The 23583-nt window shown below is 69.4% G+C and carries 26 protein-coding genes and 1 pseudogene; 13 read left to right on the top strand and 14 right to left on the bottom strand.

Annotated elements, in window-relative coordinates:
* Positions 1–62: 62 nt before the first annotated feature.
* Positions 63–794, bottom strand: a complete 732-nt coding sequence (locus J2S41_RS20060) for a hypothetical protein (protein ID WP_310369435.1) — start codon at positions 792–794, stop codon at positions 63–65.
* Positions 795–1053: 259 nt separating this feature from the next.
* Between J2S41_RS20060 and J2S41_RS20055 the strand changes: the two genes are divergently transcribed.
* Positions 1054–3795, top strand: a complete 2742-nt coding sequence (locus J2S41_RS20055) for an HD domain-containing protein (RefSeq protein WP_310369434.1) — start codon at positions 1054–1056, stop codon at positions 3793–3795.
* A gap of 8 nt (positions 3796–3803) precedes the next feature.
* Positions 3804–4304 carry a hypothetical protein gene (locus tag J2S41_RS20050; RefSeq protein WP_310369433.1) on the top strand — a complete coding sequence of 167 codons (501 nt, stop codon included), beginning with the start codon at positions 3804–3806 and terminating at the stop codon, positions 4302–4304.
* A 153-nt stretch (positions 4305–4457) separates the two neighbouring features.
* Here J2S41_RS20050 and J2S41_RS20045 read toward each other — a convergent pair whose 3' ends face one another.
* The 4 genes from J2S41_RS20045 to J2S41_RS20030 form a co-directional block, all read right to left on the bottom strand.
* Positions 4458–4706 (bottom strand): hypothetical protein, encoded by a 249-nt coding sequence (locus J2S41_RS20045; RefSeq protein ID WP_310369432.1) that lies wholly within the window; start codon positions 4704–4706, stop codon positions 4458–4460.
* Between the two features lie 127 nt (positions 4707–4833).
* Positions 4834–5856 carry an alpha/beta hydrolase gene (locus J2S41_RS20040; RefSeq protein ID WP_310369431.1) on the bottom strand — a complete coding sequence of 341 codons (1023 nt, stop codon included), beginning with the start codon at positions 5854–5856 and terminating at the stop codon, positions 4834–4836.
* Positions 5853–6674 (bottom strand): SDR family NAD(P)-dependent oxidoreductase, encoded by an 822-nt coding sequence (locus J2S41_RS20035; RefSeq protein ID WP_310369430.1) that lies wholly within the window; start codon positions 6672–6674, stop codon positions 5853–5855. Before J2S41_RS20035 ends, J2S41_RS20040 begins: the two co-directional genes overlap by 4 nt.
* Positions 6671–7309 carry an NAD(P)-dependent oxidoreductase gene (locus J2S41_RS20030; RefSeq protein WP_310369429.1) on the bottom strand — a complete coding sequence of 213 codons (639 nt, stop codon included), beginning with the start codon at positions 7307–7309 and terminating at the stop codon, positions 6671–6673. The genes J2S41_RS20035 and J2S41_RS20030 overlap by 4 nt, the downstream gene beginning before the upstream one ends.
* Positions 7310–7396: 87 nt before the next feature.
* Between J2S41_RS20030 and J2S41_RS20025 the strand changes: the two genes are divergently transcribed.
* A complete protein-coding gene (locus J2S41_RS20025) occupies positions 7397–7945 on the top strand; it encodes a TetR/AcrR family transcriptional regulator (RefSeq protein ID WP_310369428.1) in 549 nt (182 codons plus the stop codon).
* Between the two features lie 410 nt (positions 7946–8355).
* Here J2S41_RS20025 and J2S41_RS20020 read toward each other — a convergent pair whose 3' ends face one another.
* Positions 8356–9150, bottom strand: a complete 795-nt coding sequence (locus J2S41_RS20020; protein WP_310369427.1) for a MerR family transcriptional regulator — start codon at positions 9148–9150, stop codon at positions 8356–8358.
* 78 nt (positions 9151–9228) lie between these two features.
* On the opposite strand from J2S41_RS20020, the gene J2S41_RS20015 reads away from it, so the two are divergent.
* The 3 genes from J2S41_RS20015 (at position 9229) to J2S41_RS20005 (ending at position 11594) form a co-directional block, all read left to right on the top strand.
* Entirely contained in the window at positions 9229–9588 is a 360-nt protein-coding gene (locus J2S41_RS20015; RefSeq protein WP_310369426.1) for a nuclear transport factor 2 family protein, read from the top strand.
* A 42-nt stretch (positions 9589–9630) separates the two neighbouring features.
* Complete coding sequence (locus tag J2S41_RS20010) at positions 9631–10419, top strand: SDR family oxidoreductase (RefSeq protein WP_310369425.1); 789 nt, start codon at positions 9631–9633, stop codon at positions 10417–10419.
* Positions 10420–10502: 83 nt separating this feature from the next.
* Positions 10503–11594: an alpha/beta hydrolase gene (locus J2S41_RS20005; RefSeq protein ID WP_310369424.1), complete on the top strand. Its 1092-nt coding sequence runs from the start codon at positions 10503–10505 to the stop codon at positions 11592–11594.
* A gap of 757 nt (positions 11595–12351) precedes the next feature.
* Here J2S41_RS20005 and J2S41_RS20000 read toward each other — a convergent pair.
* A complete protein-coding gene (locus J2S41_RS20000; RefSeq protein WP_310369423.1) occupies positions 12352–12774 on the bottom strand; it encodes a peptidase inhibitor family I36 protein in 423 nt (140 codons plus the stop codon).
* A 725-nt stretch (positions 12775–13499) separates the two neighbouring features.
* Here J2S41_RS20000 and J2S41_RS19995 point away from each other — a divergent pair.
* Positions 13500–13841 carry an ABC transporter permease subunit gene (locus J2S41_RS19995; RefSeq protein WP_310376424.1) on the top strand — a complete coding sequence of 114 codons (342 nt, stop codon included), beginning with the start codon at positions 13500–13502 and terminating at the stop codon, positions 13839–13841.
* Here J2S41_RS19995 and J2S41_RS19990 read toward each other — a convergent pair.
* From J2S41_RS19990 to J2S41_RS19975, 4 genes are all read right to left on the bottom strand, one after another.
* Positions 13831–14655 (bottom strand): carbohydrate ABC transporter permease, encoded by an 825-nt coding sequence (locus J2S41_RS19990; RefSeq protein WP_310369422.1) that lies wholly within the window; start codon positions 14653–14655, stop codon positions 13831–13833. The genes J2S41_RS19995 and J2S41_RS19990 overlap by 11 nt on opposite strands.
* Entirely contained in the window at positions 14655–15635 is a 981-nt protein-coding gene (locus J2S41_RS19985; RefSeq protein WP_374728258.1) for a carbohydrate ABC transporter permease, read from the bottom strand. Before J2S41_RS19985 ends, J2S41_RS19990 begins: the two co-directional genes overlap by 1 nt.
* Before the next feature lie 8 nt (positions 15636–15643).
* Complete coding sequence (locus J2S41_RS19980) at positions 15644–16930, bottom strand: ABC transporter substrate-binding protein (RefSeq protein WP_310369420.1); 1287 nt, start codon at positions 16928–16930, stop codon at positions 15644–15646.
* Positions 16931–17120: 190 nt separating this feature from the next.
* Complete coding sequence (locus J2S41_RS19975) at positions 17121–17285, bottom strand: hypothetical protein (protein ID WP_310369419.1); 165 nt, start codon at positions 17283–17285, stop codon at positions 17121–17123.
* A 139-nt stretch (positions 17286–17424) separates the two neighbouring features.
* On the opposite strand from J2S41_RS19975, the gene J2S41_RS19970 reads away from it, so the two are divergent.
* The 4 genes from J2S41_RS19970 to J2S41_RS19955 all read left to right on the top strand — a co-directional run bounded on the left by J2S41_RS19970 (position 17425) and on the right by J2S41_RS19955 (position 19781).
* Positions 17425–17937: a DUF3455 domain-containing protein gene (locus J2S41_RS19970; RefSeq protein WP_310364750.1), complete on the top strand. Its 513-nt coding sequence runs from the start codon at positions 17425–17427 to the stop codon at positions 17935–17937.
* Positions 17938–18797: 860 nt separating this feature from the next.
* Positions 18798–19043 carry a GNAT family N-acetyltransferase gene (locus tag J2S41_RS19965; RefSeq protein ID WP_310369418.1) on the top strand — a complete coding sequence of 82 codons (246 nt, stop codon included), beginning with the start codon at positions 18798–18800 and terminating at the stop codon, positions 19041–19043.
* Positions 19044–19160: 117 nt separating this feature from the next.
* Complete coding sequence (locus J2S41_RS19960) at positions 19161–19379, top strand: hypothetical protein (protein ID WP_310369417.1); 219 nt, start codon at positions 19161–19163, stop codon at positions 19377–19379.
* A gap of 63 nt (positions 19380–19442) precedes the next feature.
* Complete coding sequence (locus J2S41_RS19955) at positions 19443–19781, top strand: hypothetical protein (RefSeq protein WP_310369416.1); 339 nt, start codon at positions 19443–19445, stop codon at positions 19779–19781.
* A 321-nt stretch (positions 19782–20102) separates the two neighbouring features.
* Here the strand turns inward: J2S41_RS19955 and J2S41_RS19950 are convergent, their stop codons facing one another.
* The 3 genes and pseudogenes from J2S41_RS19950 to J2S41_RS19945 all read right to left on the bottom strand — a co-directional run bounded on the left by J2S41_RS19950 (position 20103) and on the right by J2S41_RS19945 (position 21274).
* Positions 20103–20246, bottom strand: coding sequence for a hypothetical protein (locus J2S41_RS19950; RefSeq protein WP_310369415.1), 144 nt, complete (start codon positions 20244–20246; stop codon positions 20103–20105).
* Between the two features lie 283 nt (positions 20247–20529).
* Positions 20530–20709 (bottom strand): annotated as a pseudogene (locus tag J2S41_RS39860) (transposase); the annotation flags it as partial.
* A 136-nt stretch (positions 20710–20845) separates the two neighbouring features.
* Positions 20846–21274: a MarR family winged helix-turn-helix transcriptional regulator gene (locus J2S41_RS19945; protein ID WP_310369414.1), complete on the bottom strand. Its 429-nt coding sequence runs from the start codon at positions 21272–21274 to the stop codon at positions 20846–20848.
* A 48-nt stretch (positions 21275–21322) separates the two neighbouring features.
* On the opposite strand from J2S41_RS19945, the gene J2S41_RS19940 reads away from it, so the two are divergent.
* Positions 21323–22567 (top strand): FAD-dependent oxidoreductase, encoded by a 1245-nt coding sequence (locus J2S41_RS19940; protein WP_310369413.1) that lies wholly within the window; start codon positions 21323–21325, stop codon positions 22565–22567.
* Between the two features lie 35 nt (positions 22568–22602).
* On the top strand, positions 22603–23316 hold the full coding sequence (locus J2S41_RS19935) for an NAD(P)-dependent oxidoreductase (RefSeq protein WP_310369412.1): 714 nt from the start codon (positions 22603–22605) through the stop codon (positions 23314–23316).
* Positions 23317–23583 lie beyond the last annotated feature (267 nt).

Here is a 23583-nt window from a genome sequence, read left to right as displayed (position 1 = left end):
TCCCCTGCACGGGGCCCGCCGGGTCATGCGAGCGCGGCCGGGCGTGCCTGTGGCGCTCGCGGTCAGACGCCGCGGGTCCAGAATTCCTCGGCCGATCCGGTGAACGGTGTGGGGTCACCGGCGAGGTAGAACTCGTCCCAGGTGTACCCGTCGGCGAGTTCCCAGTGCTCGACGGCCACGCCGTCGACGAAGCGCCACGCGCCCATGCCGACCCGAGTCCAGATCCGGTCGCCACGCGACGTGCGGAAGTTCCCGTGGACGATGCCGTAGTAGTCGTCGGCGAGGATCTGGTCGAACCCCAGGGGCTCGACGTTGGCGTCGGCCAGGCTCTCTCTGCGCTTGGTGTAGCGGCGGAGGAAGCCCATCCCCCCGGTCGCCGCCAGGCGCACCCCGCCGGTGTGGATGACGAAGTCGGGTGACATCCGCTTCATGACCTCGTTGACGTGCTGTTGTTGCCGCGCCAGCCGTTCTTCCTCACTGAGGGTCGGATCCTGGGTGATCGCCGCACCGCCCCGGTAGAGCTCGGACAGCCACAGGGCGTTCGGATGGGTCTCGGACAGCAAGATCGCTCCTCCCGATCGAATGCGCTTCGCGCTCCCAAAACATACTCCTCTCTCAAATGATAGTCCATTATCGTTTTGCGACGTGTCCGACGCTCCCCGTGACGGGCGCGACGAGCGATCTTCGCCCCCCTTGGCTTGCCACGGCCTGAGGCCGAGCGCGGTGGCGGCGATGAGCCGGGTGATGCGGTTCCTGGTGATGGCGAGGCCGATGCCCGCGCCGAGGATCAGCATCGGACACGTTTCGCGGTATGTCCGTGTGGCTCAGCGGGCGAGCGCCGCGAACCAGGCGGCATGATGCCCCCGCCGGCCGGTCAGCGCGGGCGCGGCGGTGCCGCTCGATCGCGAGGTCCACCACGTCCCCCGACGCCCACCGCCTGACGGAATCCAACACCCGCACCGGCAAGATCGTCATCGTCCTCTGATCGAGCGTCTATCCGGCGACCGGAGAGTCCAATAGGGTGGTGCTCCCGCGAATGCCGAGGAGTGGCCGGTGCCGAGCGCTTCCGATCAGACTTCGTACGAGGCGAGTGCACTGTGGCGGAGAACCCTGGCGGAGGTTCCGAACGACCCCTGGCATGATCAGCGGGACCGGCTGAGGTCCGCCTACCAGCAGTTCCGCCGGCGTGTGGTGCCCATCGCGGGCGACATCGCGCTGTCGATGCCGATGTTCACGGACCACTCCATCGATCACATCGACGCCCTCTGGAAGACGGCCTCGATCGTCTGCGGAGACGACTTCGAGGTGAACCCCGCCGAGGCCTTCGTGCTCGGCGGGGCCTTTCTCATGCACGACCTCGGCATGGGCCTGTCCTCCTATCAGAACGGTATGGAGGAGATCCGGGCCCACCCGATCTTCGCGGGCCTGTTGGCGCGCGCCTCGGACCGCCTGCGGGAGGTGGACCCGTCCGCGGACGAGCGGCGCGTGGCGGAGCACGCCGAAAACACGGCGCTTACCGAGTTCCTGCGACGTCGGCACGCCGAGCGCGGGCCGGAGCTGTTGCGCACACCCTTGCGGCTGCCCGACGGGAGCACCGACCATCTGCTGCAGGACAGCGACCTCCGGCTCTCCTGGGGCGACCTGATCGGCAAGATCGCAGCCAGCCACTGGCGGGACGTCGCGGACCTCCAGCGGATGTTCGAGAGACCGCTGGGACCACTGGCCGAGCACCCGACAGAATGGACGGTCGACGGACTCAAGATCGCCTGCATCCTGCGACTCGCCGACGCCGCACACATCGACAGCAGTAGGGCGCCGAGCTACCTGCATGCCCTTCGCCGCCCCGACGGGGTAGCCGTGGATCACTGGGTCTTTCAAGAGCTGATGGTCAGTCCGTATGCCGACGGGGATCGGCTGGTCTACACCTCGAAGCGCCCGTTCACTGGGGAGCAGGCTGCCGCTTGGTGGCTCGCCTACGAGACGGTCAATACCGTCGACTCCGAGCTCCGGCGGGTGGACGCCCTCCGCGCCGATCTCGGGCATCTGCGGTTCAGGGTCCGCTCGGTGGCGGGTGCCGGAGCTCCCGGCCGGTTCGCCGACTACATCAGAACCGACCGGTGGCAGCCGATCGACGCGCGCATCCGGGTGTCCGACGTGAACAAGCTGGTCGGCAACCTCGGCGGCGACAAGCTCTACGGTAACCGGCCCGACATCGCCCTGCGTGAGCTCGTGGCGAACGCCTCCGATGCCACCCGTGCGCGCGCGGCACGTGACGAGGCCGAGGCGAGCGCGGTCACCATTTGCCTCCACGATGACGGGGACGGGTGGGTGCTTACCGTCAGCGATCAGGGGATCGGCATGGGGCCGGACACCATGGTGTCGGTGCTGACCGATTTCGGCCACTCACACTGGCGGTCGGCCGATGCGCTCATCGAGAGCCCGGGTCTCGCAGGGTTCGCGCCGACCGGTCGCTTTGGTATCGGTTTCTTCGCCGTCTTCATGGTCGCCGATCAGGTGAGCGTTCGCAGCCTCGCGGTCGACGAGGCGCCCCGCGACACTCACGTGCTGGAGTTCACCGACGGGGTCGCGGCCCGGCCGCTCCTGCGCGTGGCCGAACCGGCCGAACGGCTCCGGCAGGCGGGCACTGTCGTTACGGCACGCCTGCGGCTCGACCCGCGCTCGGTGAAGGGCCTGTTCCGCAACAGCAGCCGCCGCCTGAGCCACACCGAGCACCTGCATGCCCTCGTCCTGCCGCTGTGCGCGCTGGCCCGGGTCGACATCGACGTTCAGGGTCCGGACGACGCGCGGCCGGTGCGACTGGTGTCGGCGGACGACTGGATGACTATTTCCGAGTCGGAGCTCTTCGACCGGCTGTATCGCCGTCCGGACGACAGCTACAAACAGCGGCTGACTCTCGACGTGTTCCACAAGCGCTTTCTGGAACGCTCCCAGACGCTACGCGACGAGTCACAGCGCATCGTCGGCCGCGCCGTGCTGGCATCCAACTGGGAGGGCGCCGACGGGATGGCGCTCTTAGCGCTGTGCCAATCACATGTGTACGTGGGTGGACTCCGCTCGTCGACGGTTCAGGAGTCGTTGGGGGCCTTCGCGGGAGATCCCCTTACCGCTGACCGGCTGAGGTCCTGGCCGAGTGCCCCGCCCGGCCTCCTGACCGCCTGGGCCGAGTCCCAGGCGGCCGAGTTGGACGATGCCGGCAACGAATCCCGCCACATGATCGGCATGGTGGCCCGGGCGTTCAATGCCCAAGCTGCCGGCCTGCCGTGCGCCTCAAGTGCGGAAAGCTTGCTAGACCTGCCCGCGCTGCACCGCTGGGTCGCGGATCGGCAGCAGATCTACCTGGCGCCGGGCGGCTTCTTCGACTGCTACCCAGACGGCCAGCATCCGCTGTTCCTGACCCGCGACGGCAGGGAGCTGCTGTTCGATGACGACTGCCTGATCGTCAGCCTCTACTCGGCCTGGAACTTCCCCGAGGAGGTGCTGGCATCGCCGAAGGACGAACGGTTCGCCGACGCGGAACCGAACGGTAGTGGCTGGGACGCCCGGGTGTGGTGGTACGACTCCGGTAACTTCGGATCCATCGGCCTGGTGGTGAAGGCCATCTCCGAGGAGTGGGGGATCGATATTCCCGAGCTGCTGGATCTCATGGACAAAAGGCACCTGGACGATGACGGTGACGGGCGCTGTGCCGTTCCGGTGGCAGGTGGCGGTACCGAGCGAATGGAGATGATCTATCTGCGCCGACCGTCCGACGGAGTGGAGGGAACCGGGCGGTGAGGCGGCGGATGGCCACCGGATCGCGGGCCTATCAGGTCAGCCGGTCGGGTCCGGGAATGGCGGAGGGGCTGGCCGACTTTCGGCTCGCCAGGTATCAGTACATCCTTCAGCAGCTCAGCGCCGCGAATGAGAACGTGTACCGCTTCATGGGGGTCTACCAGGCGCTCGCGTCGACGCTAACCGGGGGGATTCTGGCGATCTTCGTCGGGTACCGGTCGTGGGGGATCGATCCGGGGACGGCGCGGTCGGGCATCATCGCGCTGCTGTGCCTGGTGACGATCGTCGCGGCGTTCTCGGTGCTGATGGTGTCGATCGGGGTGATGAGCTGGTTCCACTATCGCAGCGAGGAGTGCCGGCTGCTGGACGAGGCGGTCGGTCCGGGTTTCCGTCACCCGCCGAGCTTGCGGAACTTCTATCGCTGGTACGAGACGTACGTCGTCGCCTTCATCGTGGTCACCGTGGTCGCTCTGTGGGTGCTCGTCGAGACGCTGCTGCTGCCCGCCGTCTGATGCCGCGATGCACGGAAATCGACGGTTCTCATGTCGGTGCAGGGTGAGGTCGGGCTGCGGCACGGTGCAGGAGACGGCAACCGCACCGCCGGGTCGGAGCCCGGTGATGGCTTATATGCATTTGTGCTGCTCAGCAGCTCAGCCTTACCACTTTCACACAGCGGAGGTCCCAGGTTTGATCCTGGTGTGGGCACGGTGGCCGTAGCTCACGTGGCGGACGGTGCCGACGATCGCGGAGACGAGGTTGTGGGGCTGGATGTCACTGTCCGGCAGCCAGGCGTAGGGGGTGCGGTTGCGGGTCGAGAAGGCCGGATACCGCCGGATGCCCGATCCGGGCGGGAGCCTGGTGATCGGCTTCTTCGACAGCGACGACACGGTGGCCGTCTTCGCCCACGCGGTCACCCCGCGTACCGCCGGCCGGTCGACGAGTTCTTCGCGTGCCTGGCGAAGGCCGGTCTGATCGAATCACGTCGCCTGCCCGGACCGCAGGTACGCAGCGATCGCCGCGACCTCCCGCTGAGCGCCGCCGCTACTGGACACCGTCGCGTAGCGCGTGGGCGGCATGCAGTGCGGCCTGCCGGAACGGCCGGCTGAGCCCGGCGAAGGCGAGATAGCCGTGGACGAGGCCGTCGAAGCGGGCGTGCTCGACGGTGACACCGTGGGCGGCGAGGGCGGCGGCGTAGGCCTGGCCCTCGTCGCGCAGCGGGTCGTACCCGGCGGTGGCCAGGTAGGTGGGGGGCAGCCCGCCGGCCGGGTCGGCGTACCGGACGGACAGCCCCGGGTCGGTACGCGGTGTGCTGCCGGCGTAGGCGTCGTACAGCCATTGGATGTCGGCGTGCGTGAGCAGGTAGCCGTCGGCGAACTGCCGCCGGGACGGGGTGCTGCCGTGCAGGTCGGTGGCGGGGTAGAGCAGCATCTGGAAGACCGGCCGGGGGCCGGGACGGTCGCTGAGCCGATGGCTGAGCGCGGCGGCGAGAGTGGCCCCGGCGCTGTCGCCGCCGACGGCGATGCGGTGCGGGTCCGCGCCGAGGGTGTGGGCGTTGCGCACGGCCCAGTCGAAGGCGGTGGCCGCGTCGTCCAGCCCGGCCGGGTACGGGTGCTCGGGCGCGAGGCGGTAGTCGATGCTGAGCACCCGGATGCCGGCATGGTGGGCGAGGAACCGTGCCGGGTAGTCGTAGACGTCCAGGTCGCCGATCGCCCAGCCGCCGCCGTGCAGGAACAGCAACAGCGGTCCCGGTGCCGGAGACGCCCGCGGCGTGTGGAGGCGGGCGGCGATGCCGTCGACCGTGATGGGGGTGGCGGTGACCGGCAGACGGCGTCCGCGCAGCGCGTTCGCACCGGCGCGCAGGGCGGCGCGGGAGGCGGGCGCGGAGTCCTCGACGACCAGCCGGTAGCCGGCCCGGCCGGTCATGGTGATCAGCAGGTGCGCGTCGAGGTCGAGCGGTGCTGGTCCCTCGGTCACCGCCGGGCCGGCCAGCCGGCGCTTGACCGGGGCGGGCAGGGCGAGCACGCCGTGCATCAGCAGCCACTGGAGACGGTCACGCGGGGTCATGGCAGAAGTTCCTCGATCCGGGTACGGGCGTCGGCCCAGACCTGCCGTTGCAGCTCCGGGTCGGCGACGAGCGGCGACGGGTCGCGTGGCCGGTCACGGTGGTAGTAGGCGGCGTCGTGGCCGGGATGCAGCGCCGGGCGCAGCAGGTGGGCGGCGGCGGTTTCGGGCGAACTGAGCACCGGCCGGGCGAGCACCTTGAGCACCGCGCCGGTGCGCCCCAGATAGCGGCCGAAGTCGGTGGCGACCAGCCCGGGATGCACGTCGACGATCACCAGCTCCGGCACCCGGCGGCGCATGCCCGCGTGCAGAAGCAGGCCGGCGAGTTTGGCCCGGGCGTAGCGCGCGTGGGCTCCCAGCCCGGCCGGGTCGTCAAGCTGCGCGGTGACCCGCCCGGGCGTAAGGGTCGCGGCACGGTGCGAGCGGGAGGACGTGGACACCAGACGCGGTACGCGTGCGCGCCGCAGTGCCGGCAGGAGCAGTGTCTCCAGCAGCACCGGTGCGAGCGCGTTGACCTGGTAGTTCGCCTCGTTGCCGTCACCGGTCGGCGCGGGCGCGCCGATCGCGCCGCCGGCGTTGGACACCAGGACGTCGATGACGGGGGAGTGCCGCACGATCTGTTCCGCCGCCAGGCGTACGGATGACAGATCGGCGTAGTCGGCGGTGATCGCGGGCGCGCCGAGCTCGGTGCCGATGCGGGCGGTGCGGTGCGGGTCGCGACCGACCAGGATCACCCGGACGCCGCGGGAACGCAGCCGGCGGGCCGCGGCGGCGCCGGTGCCGGAGCTGGCGCCGGTGACCACGACGGTCGGCGTGGTCATGGCCGTGCTCCGCTGAGCACGGTCCGGCACCGCGGGAACTCGTCGGTGGTGACGGCGTGCAGCAGTGCGTCGGCGACGTCGGCACGGGCGACGCGGTAGCGGGACGGGCGGGTGAGCTGTTTCGACAGTGTCCACCGGCCGGTGGGCGGGTCGTCGGTGAGCGCCCCGAAGTGGATGATGGTCCAGTTCAGGGCGCTGGCCGCGAGCGCTGCGTCGACCTGGCCGAGGTCCCGGAAGTCGGTGCGGAGCAGGGTTGCGGCCAGCAGCCGGATCGCCGGTGGCGCCGGCGCGGTGGTGGCCGCGCTGCCGTAGGCGATCATTGTGGCGATCCGTGGCGTGCCCGCCCGGGTCGCGGCCGAGACCAGGGTGCGGTGGGCCCGGCCGAGGATCTTCGGGGCGCGGGCCAGCGGGTTGCCGAGCGTGGAGATGATCGCGTCGGCGCGGGTCTCGGCGAGCACACCGGCCAGCCGGGTGTCGTCGTCGACGACGTTCACGTACGTCGTCGACAGGTCGGGGTGTGCGGGGAAGCCGCCGTCGCGCCGTACCAGCGCGGTGACCCGGTGGCCGGCGTGCAACGCCCGGGTGACGACGTGGCGCCCGGTGGCTCCGGTCGCGCCGGCGACGACCAGCCTCACGGCGACACCTGTGAAACATCATGTCTCATAGAGCAGATGATCGGCCACCGGGCGCTTGTGAGTCAAGTCGTCTCATAGAATCGACTGATGGACGCCGACGACCCCCGAGCGGTACGGAGCCGGGAACGCATCGTCTCCGCGGCTCGCGAGCTTCTGCGCGGCGAGGGCCCGGCCGCAGTGACCTTCGCGGCCGTCGCGCAGCGCGCCGGGGTCGGCCGGGCCACGGTCTACCGGCACTGGGCGACCGTCGACGCGCTGCGCGACGAGATCATGGACGAGTTCACGCTGCCGTTCTTCGAGCGGCCGGGACGGCCGCTGCCGCAGTGGCTGCACGGTCAGCTACGGCGGCTGGCCGACGAGCTCACCACTCCGGCCGCCGCCCGGATGACCACCTCGCTGATCCAGCGCGACGCCGCCGACGACGGCGCCCTGAACTCCCGCCGCGACCGGCTCTTCGGTGTCCTCGAGGAACGGCTCGCCGCCGTCCTGCACCAGGCCGGAAGCACAACTACGCGCCCCGCGGAGGAGGTCGCGGCGTCGCTCATCGGCCCGCTGCTGTACCTCTGTCTCGCGCGCGGCCGCCGGGCCAGCGACGATTTCATCCGCACGCTGATCGCCGAACATCTACCGGGTTGACATCACGACCCGGCCCGGAACGGCGCCGGCACGGCTGGCCGGCGAGCCGCATCCGCTGGCGTGGACGGGACGCGTCGGCGTGGGTCCCGGACGTCTCATCGGCCCACGCCAGCGCCCGCGTTCGTGCGTCCGAGAAGCGGGCCTGACCGGCGGTCGGTTCCGCGCGGACGGCGGCCTTCTTCAGCCACGGCCAAGGGGCCTCACCGGTGACGGCCGCAAGGGCTTGGGCGATCTCCTCTATGACGGCACGGACGTATTCGCCAGTCCGGACGCAACCGGGCGCTGTTCCGCACGGCTGCCGCCCGGATCGTCGGGACAGCCGTGCGGGCAGGACATCGATGCGGTCGCGCCCGCAGACGGAAGCGTCGGGAGTGCTCGCACAGCCCGAGGGCAGGCGGGTCCGCGAGTCTTCATGTCACGCGGAACACCGGCCACCCGATCTCCGTGCGCCAAGCGGCCGGATCGTTCACGTCCCGGGGGCCCACGCGGTAGACCTCCCGCACCGGCCCGGCCACCGACATCGCGTTCTCCACGACCCACGCACCGAGCTCGCCGTAGGTGACGTCCACGCCCTCGTGCTCGCCGACGTGGGTGGTCACCGCCAGTTCCGCCGCGGGCAGGGTCACGGGGTGCACCCGTCCGGTGCGCGGCGGGGTGGAGGTCGGCAGGTAGACCAGCACCCGGCCGCGGCCCTCCTCGAACAGGGAGTTGTCGTAGGTGCCTCCCGGTGGTCCGGTCGCTGCCGGGCCCACGGCCGCTTCCAGCTCGGCCATCGCGCCGGCGAACCACGCCTCGACGTCGGCATCGCCGATCACGGCCTCGACCGCCGCGACCTCGCGGGCGGGCTCGGCGCGTAGCTCGACCTCGATCGGGGCAGGATCGGGCTGCAGGAGGCGGCGCAGCGCGGTGACCGCGGTCCGGGTGCGCTCCAGCTCGGCCTCCAGGCGCCGTAGGTGATCCGCGACCAGGGCCGACCGGGCGCCGGGGTCCGGCGTCCGCAGGATCCGCTGCACGTCGCTCAGGGGGACGTCGAGCTCGCGCAGCCGGTTGATGACCTGCGCGGTCGGGATCTGCTCGACGGAGTAGTAGCGGTAGCCGGTCGCGTCGTCCACGACGGCCGGCTCGAGCAGCGCCCCCTCGTGGTAGCGGCGCAGGGTCCGCACGCTCAGGTGGGTCACACGCGAGAACTCCCCGATCGTCAGCACCCCCTCAGTGTGCAGGCTCCCCCAGGGGGAGGGTCCAGGGCTTGACCCTCCGGCCCGGCGAGGCCGCACGGTGACTGCATGACACACACCGGCCTTCGCTCCGACACCCTCCCGACCACGGTCCGCGACTTCCTCGCGGCCAGCATCGTGCACGACGCCGACACTGCCTCGTCGTTCCTCGTCGAGGACGTCGTGGTGGTCGACCAGAACGAGACCTTCCGGGGCCGCGATGAGGTGCACGCGTTCGTGCGCGACGCCGGCGCCGAGTTCGAGTACACCACCGAGCAGATCGGGGCCCGGCGCGTCGACGAGGACCACTGGGTGGTGACCCTGCGTCTGGAGGGCACCTTCCCCGGCGGCGTCGCCGACCTGGACTACCGCTTCACGCTCCGCGGCGGCCTCGTGGCCGAGCTCGTCATCGCCAACCACCAGGCCTGAGCCGGACCGCACACCGCCGAACCGTCACAAGGAAGAGGAAGAATGTCCAGCAAGGAACGTGACCGTCTCGACGGCCGCCGCGCGCTCGTCACGGGCGGGTCGAAGGGTTCGGGCAAGGCCGTCGTCGCCCGCCTGCGGGAGATGGGCGCCGACGTGTGGACCACGGCCCGGACGATGCCCGACGGGTACGACCGCCCCGACCGGTTCATCGAGGCAGACACATCGACGGTCGAGGGCGCGCAGCTGGTGGCGGCCCGCGTCGCCGAGGCCGCCGGCCCGCTCGACATCGTCGTGCACGTCGTCGGGGGCGCCTCGACGCCGTCCGGTGGGTTCGCGGTCATCACCGAAGAGCAGTGGCTGACCGAACTGAACCTCAACTTCCTGGGTGCGGTGCGTCTCGATCGGGCCCTCCTGCCGGCGATGACCGCGGCCGGGTCGGGTGTGGTGCTGCACTTCACCTCGATCCAGCGGGAACTGCCGCAGTACGACGCGTCGCTGGCGTACGCGGCGGCGAAGGCGGCGCTGCGCACGTACAGCAAGGGTCTCGCCAATGAGCTCGCACCCCGCGGCGTGCGGGTCAACGCGATCAGCCCCGGCGGCATCGAGACCGAGGCCTACGAGCGGTTCGTGGACCGGATCGCCGAGGGCAACGGGCTCACCCGCGAGGCCGCCAAGCAGACGATCTACGACTCCCTCGGCGGGGTTCCCCTGGGGCGGTTCGCCCAGCCCGAGGAGATCGCCGACCTGGTCGGGTTTCTGGTGTCGGACCGCGCCTCGGCCGTCGTGGGCGCCGAGTACGTCATCGACGGCGGCACGGTCCCGACCGTGTGAGCCGACGGCCGGGCGGCGTCGAGCAGATCGTGGCCGCCCGGCCGGCGGGAACACCCGATAAGTCACCGACGACGAGGAACCCCATGACCAGTCACGTCACCGCACCGTCCCCCGCCCAGCCGGTCGGGCCGCCGCCTCCCTTCGATCCAGAGCTCGCCCCCGTCCTGGAGGTGCTGACCGGCATTCGCCCCCCGGACGCGTACCGCCCGGACACCATCGCCGAGATGCGCCGGCCCGTCCCCGGCGTACCGATCACGACCGACGACATCCTGTCCCGCGACGGCGCCTACCTCGTGCGCGAGAAGACCGTGCCCGGTCCGGCCGGGGCCCCGGACATCGCGCTACTCGTCTGCCTGCCACGGCACGCGCATACCCCGGCCCCGGCCATCTACTTCATCCACGGCGGTGGGATGATCGTCGGCGACAACCGGTTCGGCCTCCCGGAGATGCTGGACCTGGCTGCACCGCTGGGCGCGGCCGTGGTCTCGGTCGAGTACCGGCTCGCGCCGGAGACTCCCCACCCGGGTCCGGTGGAGGACAGCTACGCCGGTCTCCGCTGGCTGTCGGAGCACGCCGACGAGCTCGGCGTCGACCCAGCGCGCGTCGTCGTCGCCGGCATGAGCGCCGGCGGTGGACTGGCCGCGGGTGTCGCACTCATGGCACGTGACCGTGGCGGCCCGGCGATCGCGGGACAGCTGCTCCTGAGCCCCATGCTCGACGACCGCAACGACTCGCCCTCGGCGCGCCAGATGCGCGGTATCGGCGTCTGGGACGACCGCTCCAACGAGACCGGGTGGAACGCGCTTCTCGGCGAGGGCGTGCGCGGAGGGCCGGATGTGTCCCCGTACGCCGCGCCGGCCCGCGCCGCGGACCTGTCCGGCCTGCCACCCACCTTCATCGACGTCGGCTCGGCCGAGACGTTCCGGGACGAGGACGTCGCCTTCGCGAGCCGCCTGTGGCAGGCGGGCGGCCGCGGTGAGTTGCACGTCTGGCCCGGCGGTTTCCACGGGTTCGACGTCGTGGCGCCGTCCGCCGCGATCTCCAGGGACGCGATCGCGGCCCGCGCGGCGTGGCTGCGCCGCCGGCTGATGAGAAGGAACACGGACGCCACGCCGCGCAGCACCGGTGGGGAGAGCTCTGGGCCGAACGAATCCAGCAACCGCATGCCGCGGTAGCCGAACTCCTGTGTAGAGGAAACCCACCTGAGCCGGGCCGGAGAAGGCGCGCCGCCTGTTGGGCTGGCAGCCACGCCCGGCGGCGGACGCGAGCTCGAAGCCTGATCGCGTTCGGGACGGTGTGGGCGCTGCCGCCGGCCTGGTGCGGCGCGACCACATGGGTGAACGCTTCGGCGCGCAGGCCGTCGAGCAGGATCCGGCGGTCCTTCTCACTCTCCAGATAGCGCGCATGTCTACCAGCGGGTTTAGCGCCGCGTCGGCCGACCGGAGTCGTACGGTTCCCCGGTGAGCGTTGCCGCAGCAGCCTCGACCTGACGAGTGCGTCCCACTCGGTGAGCAGGCCCCCGGACGGCCGTGATGATTGCCTCGGCGGGGTCGGCTGGGCAAGGGCAGCCGACCCCAGAGAGTGGCGACGCGCCCCTTGAGGAGGAAGGGCCTTCGGTATGAGCAAGGTGACTGAAGCAGCGCTCGATCCGCGGACCCCCGACCGTCTACCGGCGCCGCGACGTCGTGGACGCGATTCGCTACCTCGAGCGCACCGGCTGCCTGCCGCAGGACGGTGCGTGATGGCGAACGTCTCCCACAACACCACGCCGCGATGGTCCAGTGTGCCATGACGACTCGCCCGCCAAGGGTCCACGTGCACCCCTATTTACCAGGGTCTGAGGTCTCCGGTCGCAGAACTGCCCACCGGAGGCCCACGCTATCGATCACGCCGCGCCGTAACGTCAGACCGGCAGGTTCCTGAGCAGGTCGATCATACTCGGTCAACTCCACCATGGTAATTGCAGACCGTGTTTTCGTCGCCCGGCCTCCACCGTCGCGCCGAGGTTATCTGGTCATTCATTCCCCAGTTCACCGCGGGATTCGACCAACCCGGTCCGAGTTTAGAGCAACCACCCCCATAGCTGGTATCGAAGAATACCAGGTAGGTGTGCGGTGAGCGGTTCCAGTACGAAGTCATCTTGTCGTTGAAGTCATTGCCGACGTTTGGCGAATCTGCGTTGAGCAGGCCGTAGTAATACCCGGTGTACTGGTTGTTCTCCCACATGCAGAACCAGCCCTCGTTGCACTGTTCCGTGCCTGCGAGGGCCGGCTGAGCCGGGGCGAGGCCAAGGACCGCCATGGTCGCCGCGGCGACGCCAACGGCGATCCGGCTCGCGTACTTGCCAATGCTCATCAAGCTCTCCTCCTCCGAGTGTCGACCTGTTTCGAGTTTCGGTCGGCGTCGCACCTGGCGACGCGTTATAGATAACGTCGTATCGGCTTCGACGACTCAGCGCCCTGCGGCGGGCACAATGATGAAGGTAAATGCCACGAGTGGGCCACCGAAGAATTCATCGCAGAATCGATACTCGCCCTGGAACTCCTTCTTGGAGTCCCAAGTGGACCCCCGTCGGCACCAGCCAGTGTTGTTTGTGAGGCAACCATGTCAAGCGCGTGGGGAAATGGTCCGAACTTCCTCGGCGGCGGCGCCTTGCACTGCTGTTCCGTGGCGCCTGCCTCCCTTCGGGTGGTGAAGTGGTTGAGCGACTCCTGTCTGCAAGTGATCGTTGCAGTCGACATCGATGACGCCGACGGCGTAGACCGATGAGCATCTAATAACCAGGACGGTCAGCAACGCCGTGCGGTTACGTCAGACATCGGGGGAAAAGAGTGAGCAAAACCACATTGCACCATTTCAGGCACCAGCCCTCCGCGACCGTGGCCACCCTCCGTAGCAGTGGACCGGCGGCTGCCGGGGGATCGAAGGCCTCGCCGCGACCGGCATACGACGCGGGCGGACCGCGCAATCTACTGCCGCACGTGATCCTGCCGGCCCCGGCCACTGGCCGGCCGCAGCACCCGGCGCGGCGCTCCTAGCTAGGAGAACTACACGAGAACTGCCGCTGATCGCCGGCGCGCATCGACGGTGCCGGGACCTGGCAGATCTTCTGGCGGGTGCACGTGCCGCTGGCGATGCCCGCCCTGTGGCCGCTGGCCATCCTGCTGTTCCTGTTGATCTGGAACCAGTTCCTCCTCGCCATCGTGCTGGTCGACGACCCGGCCAAGCGCACCATGGCCGACGCGTTGGGAGCGTTCCAAGGCCAATGGGGTACGGAGATCCCGCTGCTCTGCGCCGACACCGCCGCCCGGGCCGATCTCCTGGAGGCGGACGTGGTGCACCCGAACCGGGCCGGATCCTCGCCGGGCTCACCCCGCGAGCCGCCGGGCTCATCCATCCAGCCCGGCGGGCTCACCCCTTGACCGCGCCGGTGAGCCCGCCGACGATGCGGCGCTCGAAGAGGCTGAAGAAGACCAGTGCCGGGATCATCGACAACGAGGTGAAGGCCAGCACCTTCGCGGTGTCCACGGAATACTGCGAGGAGAAGGCCTGCACGCCCAGCGGCAGCGTGAAGCCGTCCTGGTCGTTGAGGATGAACAACGGCAGGAGATAGCTGTTCCAGCTGCCGATGAACGCGAGGATCCCGGTGGTGATCAGGCCGGGCACCGAGAGCGGGAGCACCATCCGCCAGAGGAAGCCCAGCCGGCTGCACCGGTCGATGGCGGCGGCCTCCTCGATCTCCTTCGGGATCGCCTGGAGGAACGGGACCAGGATGATGATCGTCGTGGGCAGGCCGAAGGCGATCTGCGGCAGGATGACGCCGGGCAGCGTGTTCACCAGCCCGAGGTCCTTCACCAGGATGTAGAGGGGCGTGATGGCGACCGTCGCGGGAAACATCAGCCCGGCGGCGAACAGCGCGTACATCGCTCCCCGGCCGCGGAACCGGTACCGGGCCAGGACGTAACTGGCCATGACGCCGAGCACGACGACGCCGACGGTGGTGGCGAGCGCGGCGATCGTCGAGTTGCCGACCTGGCGCCAGAAGGTGTCGCCGGTCAGCACGTCGGTGTAGTTGCTGAGCACCCACGGGTCGGGAAACCCGGCCGGGTCGGTAGTGATCTGCGAGTTGGTCCGGAACCCGCCGATGATGATGTAGAGCACCGGCCCGAGCATGACGCCGATCAGCATCAGCGCGGCGGCGTAGACGATGGGGTTGCCCCAGCGGGATTGCGCCATTATCGCCCCTCGGTAAGCGCGCCCTCGGTGTCCCGGCGCAGCACGAAACGCTGGTAGAGCAGCGCGATGATCATGGAGATGAGGAAGAGCACGACCGCCACCGCGTTGCCGAACCCGTAGTTGCCCGCGTTGCGGCCCTCGACGACCATGTACGTCGCCATCGTCGAGGTGCCGGCGGTCGAGGCGACGTACTGACCCCAGATGATGTAGACCAGGTCGAACACCTGGAGCGAGCCGATGATCGACAGGAACGCCCAGATCCGCAGGGTCGGCCCGAGCAGCGGCAGGGTGATCCGCCACTGGGTCTGCCAGTAGGAGGCGCCGTCCACCGCGGCGGCCTCCGACAGTTCCTGCGGGATGTTCTGCATGCCGGCCAGGAACAGGATCACCGCGAACCCGACGTATTTCCAGGTGAGGATCAGCATCAGGGACCAGATGGCCAGCCGCGGGTCGGCCAGCCAATCCGCGGCGAACCGGCCCAGCCCGATCGAGCGGAGCACGTCGTTGACCGCGCCGGTGGTCTGCAGCATCAGGCTCCAGGCCGTGCCGACGATGACCTCGGCGATCACGTACGGCACGAAGATCAGCACCCGGATGATCGACTGGCCGCGGATCTTCTGGTTGAGCAGCAGGGCGAAGCCGAGGGCCACCGGCGCCTGGAGGACCAGCGACAGCACGAGGATGATGCCGTTGTGCCACAGCGCCTCGCGGAACGCGGTGTCCTGGAGGATGGTGACGTAGTTGTCGAGGCCGACGAAGTTGGTCGGCGGCCCGAAACCCTTCCACCGGTAGAAGCCGTAGTAGGCGGCCATCAGAATCGGGAAGATCACGAACCCGACGAACATCAGGATCGCCGGGCCGGACAGCAGCACGATCTCCAGCCGTTGCGCCCAGCCGATGCCGCGCCGGCGGGGACGGAGCGGGGGCGGCGCCTGCACGTCGCCGCCCCTGTTCCGTGCGCGACCACCGGTCTCGGTGATCGTCACCCTCAGTCCTTCTTCGCCGCGTCGTTGACGGCCGTGATGATCCCGGCGACGTCTCCCTTGCCGGCCAGCAGGTTCACCACACCGAGATTCAGCGCGTTGCCCACGTTCTGGCCGTAGACGGTGTCGAGCCACTGGGAGACGTAGGGCGCCTTGTTGTAGGCGTCGAGCACCGCCTTGAGATAGTCCTCGGTGACGGCGCTCTGCGCCTCCTTGGTGATCGGCAGCGAGTTGAAGGCCTTGTACTGCTCGACCTGCACGTTCTTGGTAACGAGGTAGTCGAGGAACTGGACGCACTCCTTGGGCGCCTCGGCCGAGCAGGAGTAGCCACCCGCGCCACCCATGATGGCCGCCGGGTCACCCTGACCGCCCGGGACCGCGGGGAAGGGGAAGAAGCCCAGATCGGGCATCGGCTTCTGATCCTTGGTCAACGAGGAGAGCACGCCCGGATTCCAGGCGCCCATCAACTCCATGCTGGCCTTGTAGTTGGCGACCAGGCCCGCCGAGCTGCCCGCACCCTGTTGGGCGGAGGTGGTCAGGAAGCCGTCGTTGAACGGCTTGGTGTCAGCGAACGCCTTGAGGTCGTTGCCGGCCTTGGTCCAGCACGGATCGCTGAAGTTCTTCTGCTTCGCGGCGGCGTCGAGCGAGGCCTGACCGCACGCGCGCAAGGCGAAGAAGTAGTACCAGTGAGCCGCCGGCCAGGCGTCCTTGCCGCCGAGAGCGATCGGGGCGCCGATCGCCTTGAGCTTGGTCACCGCGGTGTTCAGCTCGTCGATCGTGGTCGGGGGCGTGGTGATCCCCGCCTCGGCGAACAGGTTCTTGCTGTACCAGAAACCCCCGGGCATGATCGACACGGGTACGGCGTAGACCTTGCCGTCCACCTCGCCGGTCCCCAGGGCGGCGCCCCCCACGGCCTGCTTGGTCTCGGCGCTGATCTCGCCGGTGATGTCCTTGAGCTGGCCCGCCTCCACCATCGCGTCCATCTTCCCGCCGCCGCGCTGCAGGAAGATGTCGGGCGCCGAGCCGGAGTTGAGCGCGGTCTGAAGCTTGCCGTCGAGGTCCTCGTTCTGCACCTGCTGGATCTCGATCGTGACATTCGGATGGGTGGCCTGGAAGTCGGCGACGGTCTTCTCCCAGAACGCCGTGCCGGGCCCGGTCGTGGCGTTGTGCCAGAACTGCATCGTCACCTTGCCGTCCGGCCCGGACCCACCGTCGTCGCCCCCGCATGCGGCCAGACCGGCGGCGGCCAGCACCATCACGGCGGCTACTGCGACGGTCCTCTTCGGAGCCATAGAAAGCCCGCCTCTCGATACCGAGAATTTCGGAGTGTTTCCGGAAGATGACGCCAAGTTACGAGCCGTTCCGCAACACGTCAAGGTATCGATGGCAATTAAAATGGCGGGCAAATAAGAATCATCCGGGCCGGAAGCGACCAAGTCGCCCGAGTCGCTCGGGCGGGACGGGCCCGCCCGGGCACCCGGTTCAGCGCTGCCGGCCGATGCCGCTGCAGCCCTCGACCGCCCAGATCTGGCCGGTGTGCTTGCGGCCGGCGGCGAGCATGGCCTGGTAGCCGTGGGTGTCGGTGCCGAACCGTCCCGTCCTCGCGTCCGGTCCGGGTGGTGGCGTACCCGGACGGGCCGCGTTCATGCCCGCGCTCCGGCACCACCGAGGAGGCCCCGTCGGCCGAGCGGGCTGGCGGCCCGGCCATGGATACGGCGACGCTCTACGAAAAATCGCCGTTTTGTGGGGCATGCGGTTGATCCATCTCAGCCGGCGGTGCGTACCCATGGGCATGCGCACACTGAAGCGGAAGATGGCCTTCGTCGCAGCCGCCGTTGTCGCGGCAGGCGTCTCCGCGGTCACCTACCAAGCCTCCGCCGCCGAAGGCCCGTCGCTCCAGCCACCAGCTGGCCTCACCATCATCGGCCAGTTCGTGGTCGGCAACGGCACCCAGACCTACACCTGCTCCGGCGGCAAATTCACCGGCTCCTCGACCCCCGAGGCCGAGCTCTACGACGGCGCCAACCGCAAGATTCACCACTTCGGCGGCCCGAGCTGGCAGTCCACCTCGGACGGCTCCCTGATCACCGCCGCTCCGGTGGCCAATTCACCGGTCCCCGGCGCGATCCCCGAGCTGCTGCTCGAGGTGAAGACCCGCACCGGAACGGGATTCCTCAGCAGGGTGACCCACATCCAGCGGATGAACACCTTCGGCGGCGTGGCCCCGTCCGCTGCCTGCACCGATGGCCAGAAGACCAGCGTTCCCTACAACGCCAACTACATTTTCTGGGGTAACTGAGACACGTTCGCGCCGGCCGGCCGACACCCCGGCCGGCCCGTCGCCTACCGCACCATCCCGCGGCTGGCCGCGGGAACTCGGGCTTTGCGCTCAGCCAGGCCCGCATCTCCGCGCGGCGGCAGCCGGTGCTGTAGCAAAGTAACCAACCGTGCTTCGTACTGCCCGCGTCGCACTGTTCTGCCGCTGCGGAGTGGTGGCGTTGGGCGGCTGTCGTGACCGACCGTAAGGTATCGCTGACTCATCGTTGACCGGCGCCGCCGATCTTCCCCGAGCACCTCGTCCTGCGCGTCGCCGTCGCCTGATACCTGGGTCGCTACCGCGCCCAGATCCGGATTCATGCCGAGTCGGATGTGCACGTGTTCTTGCGCTGGTGCGCCGCCGAGACACTCGACCCGCTTGGTGCAGTCCGCGCTGATGTCGAGCGGTACGTGCGCTGGCTGCAGGACGAAGGCTGCTACCAGCCGTCGACGGCCTCCCGCCGGTTGTCGGTGGTGACCGTCTTCTTCCCCGCACGACGATGCGCTGCGACCGAGCACGCCGGAACCTCGACCGCCACCCCGACTACGTCCTCGCCGCCTACATGGCCTCCGGAACATGACCATGGCCTACGCCCGACTCTGCCGAGAAGCGGACATCCGTTCAAGGGTGCGAGCGGCGAGGCCGTCGGTCGATCGCGGTGACATCGTCGGCCGTTCGAGTTCGACAGAGTGATCGCTCGCGGGTGCTGGCCGTACGTACCGATGCGTTCTGTAATCCTTAATCAATGACGGGATGGCTGTTGCCTGCGCCGACCGGGAGGCTCGTGCTGCTCAGGCCTCCTGCCGCAGGGGACGAGCCGGCGCTCGTGGAGATGGCGACAGATGCCCGCGTGCGTCGCCTACTGGGGTAAGGGATTCGCCGGTGAGGCGGTGGGCCTGATCGCAGGATGGTTCTTCGCCCAGACTGCCGATGATGTCTTGATCGCGACTACGCAGCAGGCCAACCAGCGGACTTGCCGACTGCTGGAGCGGGTTGGTGCGATGCGCGCCGGAACGTTCGAGCAGTACGGGATACAGCAGGTGCGGTTCGAGTTCCATCGTGAGTGGTCCGCTCGCGCTGCTGATTGACGGTTATCGCGGGCATGCCCCTGGCCGTGGTCGTGCACAACGACCGTCAGCCGGCCGAAGGGGGTGTCGCTGGTGGTGGCGAGCCCATAGGTCGAGGTGGGCGGCGGGTTCGTTGTCGTGGATTCGGATCCCGGTCCAGTGGGCTTCGGCTGGGCGGTGGAGGATGTCGGCCTCGTCGGTCTGGTCGGCGGTGTTGATCTTGAGGAGGGCGTCTTCGGTGAGGCGGATGTGGTGTTCGGTGACCGCGGCGGTGCCGTGCATGGGGAAGGACGTGCCGTCGTGGTGGCTCGGATTGCGATGATCATCTACGCTGCGGCCGTTGAGGTGGTGGAGTGAAGGGCGTTATCGGTGCCGCAGTCCGGAGTAAGGCGAATCCATTGGGCCCCGATTCTGCTGGGTGTGGCCGTCATCGGATTCCTCGGATGCATGGGCGGCGCCTTCTGGCTGGCCTACAAGTCGTTGGGCATCGATCATCTCAGCGGTGAGGAGATTCGCGACGGCCGTGTGTGCACCGCGGAAGTGCTGTCAGTCGAGGACACCGGATCGATCCTCAACGACGACACGGTCTACGAGTTCAGGCTCCGGGTGAAGCCGTCGGACGGCACCGGGTACGAAGCCACCCTTCGGGACGCGCTGAACTCGGTCGAGGCCGGGCGGGTCGGTGCGGGCACCGTCGAGTTCCGGTGCGTCATCGACCGGGACGACGCTTCCCGCGTCGAGGTCTTCTGGTCCGACTGACCGGGGCGCTCACACCCGGGGCTGCCGGACCACCCGCGGATCCGCGGCCGCGGGAGCGGCGGGACGGGACCACGCCGGAAGCGGGACATCGGGTTGTGGAGAGGCCGGCGCCACCGGCGCCGGCCGACGGGACGGGCGTCAGGCGTCGTCGGTGCCGAAGACCGTGAGCCGGTTCCGGCCAAGCCCAGGGCGGCCGGCCCTCCCGGTTCTGCTCGGACTCCGCCGGCGAGCCCGGCATCAGTTGCCTGGAACCCGCGAGTGCGAGCGCACCGCGCTGGAACGGGCTGGTCACCGCGTTCCGCGCCGACCGTGACACCCTGCTCAGGGTTTCGGCCCAGTCGACGAGTTTCCGGCGAAGCCTTGATCGGCGAAGACATGCCGGATCGGCGTCGCCGCATAGGGGGCGAGCAAGGCCGGCTTCGTGCCGTCGCGATCCTGCCAACTCGCCGCGAGGACGACGAGCACGACGACGTAGGCCGAGGGCGTCGGTGACGATGAACCGCTTCCGGCCGTAGATCTTTCTTGCCCGTCTCATGGCCGCGGCTGTCGGCGCCGACGGTGTCGGCGCCTTTGACTGGCTGCGAGTCGATGATCCCCGCCGTGGGTTCCGGCTCCCGGCCGGCCCGCACCCGGGCTTTGGCCAGCGACACGGCCAGGAGCTTCTGGGTGACACCGGCCTCTTCCCGTGCGGTGAGGTACCAGTACACCGTCTGCCACGGCGGTGGATCCGTAGGCAGCACCCCGACCGCACCACATACAGCGTCCCGATGACGATCTCCCGGCCCGGATGCTTCTCCGGCCGGCCACCCACACTCGGCTCCGGCAGCAGCGGCTCGATCAGCGCCCACTGCGCGTCGGACAGGTACCCACGGCGCTGCGACAATGCACCACCGCGCCCAGCGCTGGCGCTGACGTCACCCCGACACACCGTCCATAACAGACCTCGCTGAACACGCACTCAGATGGGATCGTCAGCGCGCTTGGTCATCCGGCGGCGTGCCCGGTGCTGGGAACTGAAGTCGCTTCGGCGCTGCTGGAGTGGAGGCGTCCGCCGGTTCCGACTATCAGGTGCCTTTTTCTATTGCATGGCGGATGCGGTCAAGAATCTCGTCCAGCATGGCGGCTTGGGCGGGCGTGATCCCCATCGCGTCCGAGGTGTTTAGCGCTCTGACCGCCGGCCAGGCATGTTCCATGGCCTCGCGGCCCGCGTCGGTGAGGGCGATGCCCGCACGCCGACCTCGCCCGCCGGGGCCGTCACGCACGATGTAGCCCCGTTCTATCAGGGAAGACACGAGTGGAGCCATGCTTTGCGGGCGGACCAGGATTCGGCGGGCGAGCTCGGCCTGACTCAATCCCTGTCCTTGCTCGAGATGCATCAGGACGGCGAACTGCGTGGGCGTGAGGTCGACGGCGGCGAGCAGATCCACGAAGCGCAACCCCACCACGTGCGCTGTCCGAACAAGATTCCACGCGGGAAGCGATTCCTCCTCCATGCGAGTACAGTAACAGGCAACTGATATCGAAACTGAGGGGGAACGAAGATGCGCGTGATGATTATCGGTGCCGGCATGGGTGGTCTGGTGCTCGCCCATGCTCTGCACCGGGCAGACATCGACGTCACCGTGCACGACAGGGACACCGACGCCGCCACCGGCGGCTACCGCCTGGCGTTGGACGGCCGCGCCTGCGCCATCCTGCGCCGCCACCTGACTCCCGAGCACTACCAGGCGCTGCAGGCCAGCTCCATGCCCTCGGAGACCAACCACGGGCTCACCTTCGCCGATCACCGGTTACGGGCGCTGTCGGTAGCCACCTGGGACTCCACCGAGGAGGCCCTGCTGATCGGGCGCGTGCCGCTGCGCAGGCTGCTGGCCGAGGGCCTCGGTGAGCGGGTCCGCTTCACCAGTGCCTTCGTCCGCCACGAGATCCGCGCCGACGGCAGCGTCGTCGCGCACTTCGCCGACGGCAGCAGTGAGGTCGCCGACGTCCTGGTCGGCGCCGACGGTGCCGGTTCCCGCGTCGCCGCCGCCCTGGCCGGGCGGGCCACCAGTGCCTCTTTCGGCTTCGGGGGTCTGGCCGCCCGCACACCGCTGGACGCGGCCACTCAACGCCGCCTGCCCAAGATCGTGGACGGCGGCGCCGTCCTCGCGATCGGGCCCGACGGCGCCGGGATCTTCATGACCCGCCACGACGCGGCCACCCGCGCCGCGGTCGATCCAGCGGCCTGTCACCGAATCGCACCCATCACCGAGGCGCCCGCGCTGATCTGGAGCTTGATCGCCCTGGACGCCGTCATGCCCCCCGAGGCGACTCGTGCTCTGCGCGGTCCCGCACTCATCGAACTCGCCCTGCGGGCGCTGCGCGGCTGGCCGCGGGACCTCCGGGCCATCGTCGCCGCCGCGGACCCCGACAGCGCGGCCTACTACCCCTTCAACGCCGCCGACCCCGACACCGAACTCACACCCTGGCCGGCCGGGCCGGTCACCGCCCTGGGCGACGCCGTGCACGCCATGCCACCGACCGCGGGCCGTGCGGCCTCCACCGCCATCCGCGACGCCGATCACCTCGCCACCGAGCTCATCGCCGCTCGCGACGGCACCACCACCATCGCCCTGGCAACCCTGCGCTTCCACAAGACGATGGCCACCTACGCCCCCGACGCGGTCCGTGAATCCCTGGTGCCGCTGCGCTGGATGCGGCGTCTGTCGCATCCGCTGGCCGGCGGCGTCGCCCGGGTCGCCATGCCCGCCGCGGCCGCGCTGCACCGAGTGCGGCAGGCGGCGTGACCCGCCCGCCCCGGGCGGCCGGTGCACCGCACACCGTGAACCTCGCCGTCTTCGGCGCCAACGGTCCCACCGGCCGCCACGTCGTCGAGCAGGCCCTGGCCGCCGGTCATCGCGTCACCGCAGTGACACGTAGACCCGATCAGTACCCGCTCAGCTCGCCGCACCTGACGCTGGCCGTCGCCGACGTCACCGATCCCGCCGGCGTCGACCGGGTCCTTCACGGGCTCGGAACGGGTCCGCGAGCGGTGATCTCCACCTACGGGGTTCCCTACAGCAGGCACCCGATCACCGTCTACTCCGAGGGCGCCGCCATCATCACTCGGGCAATGGCCTCCCACGGCATTCAGCGCCTGGTGTGCGTCACCTCCACCACCGTCGCTGCCGAGCAGGTGCCAGGCGAGACACTGATGTGGCGCAAGGTCGTCATTCCCTTGCTGCGCCGCGTGCTGGGACGCACCCTGTACGACGACATGGCACGCATGGAGGACATCGTCACCTCCAGTGACTTGGACTGGCTGATTGTGCGCCCGGCCGGTCTCTTCGACGCGGACTCGCCCAGCAACGACTACCAGGTCTCCGCCCAGCGCTCACCTGGCCGGCGCACCTCCCGGCCCGACCTGGCCCAGGTGCTGCTCAACGAAGCCACCCAACCGCAGCACTCACGCTGCGCGATAGAAGTGCTGACCCGCGCTATCCCACCTCGCCAAGCGGCGGCCTTCCTCAAAGAGGCATTCGGCGGCCGCCGTTAAAGGCTGCACGGCGTGTGGCAGGGCTCGGGCGGTCTGCGCGGCAGCGGCCAACACCGCGGGACTGTCCAGAAAACAACTCTGGCGTACTTTCGGCGGTGACCGTGGGTAGTTCAGCCGTGCCTGGCGAGTTCCCGAGCCACTGCACCGACGAGAGCCTCCGCGTACCTGATGCCCTGCACGGACCTGCGAGGTCGCCGTGGTAATCCGGCGTGTGCCGGAGCCTGCGGGACTGCCCGGCCGCGTCGGTGTGGGGCCGTACCTCGGCCC

Source organism: Catenuloplanes atrovinosus (genome assembly GCF_031458235.1).
Lineage (GTDB): Bacteria > Actinomycetota > Actinomycetes > Mycobacteriales > Micromonosporaceae > Catenuloplanes > Catenuloplanes atrovinosus.
This window is presented reverse-complemented; position numbering and strand designations above follow the sequence as displayed.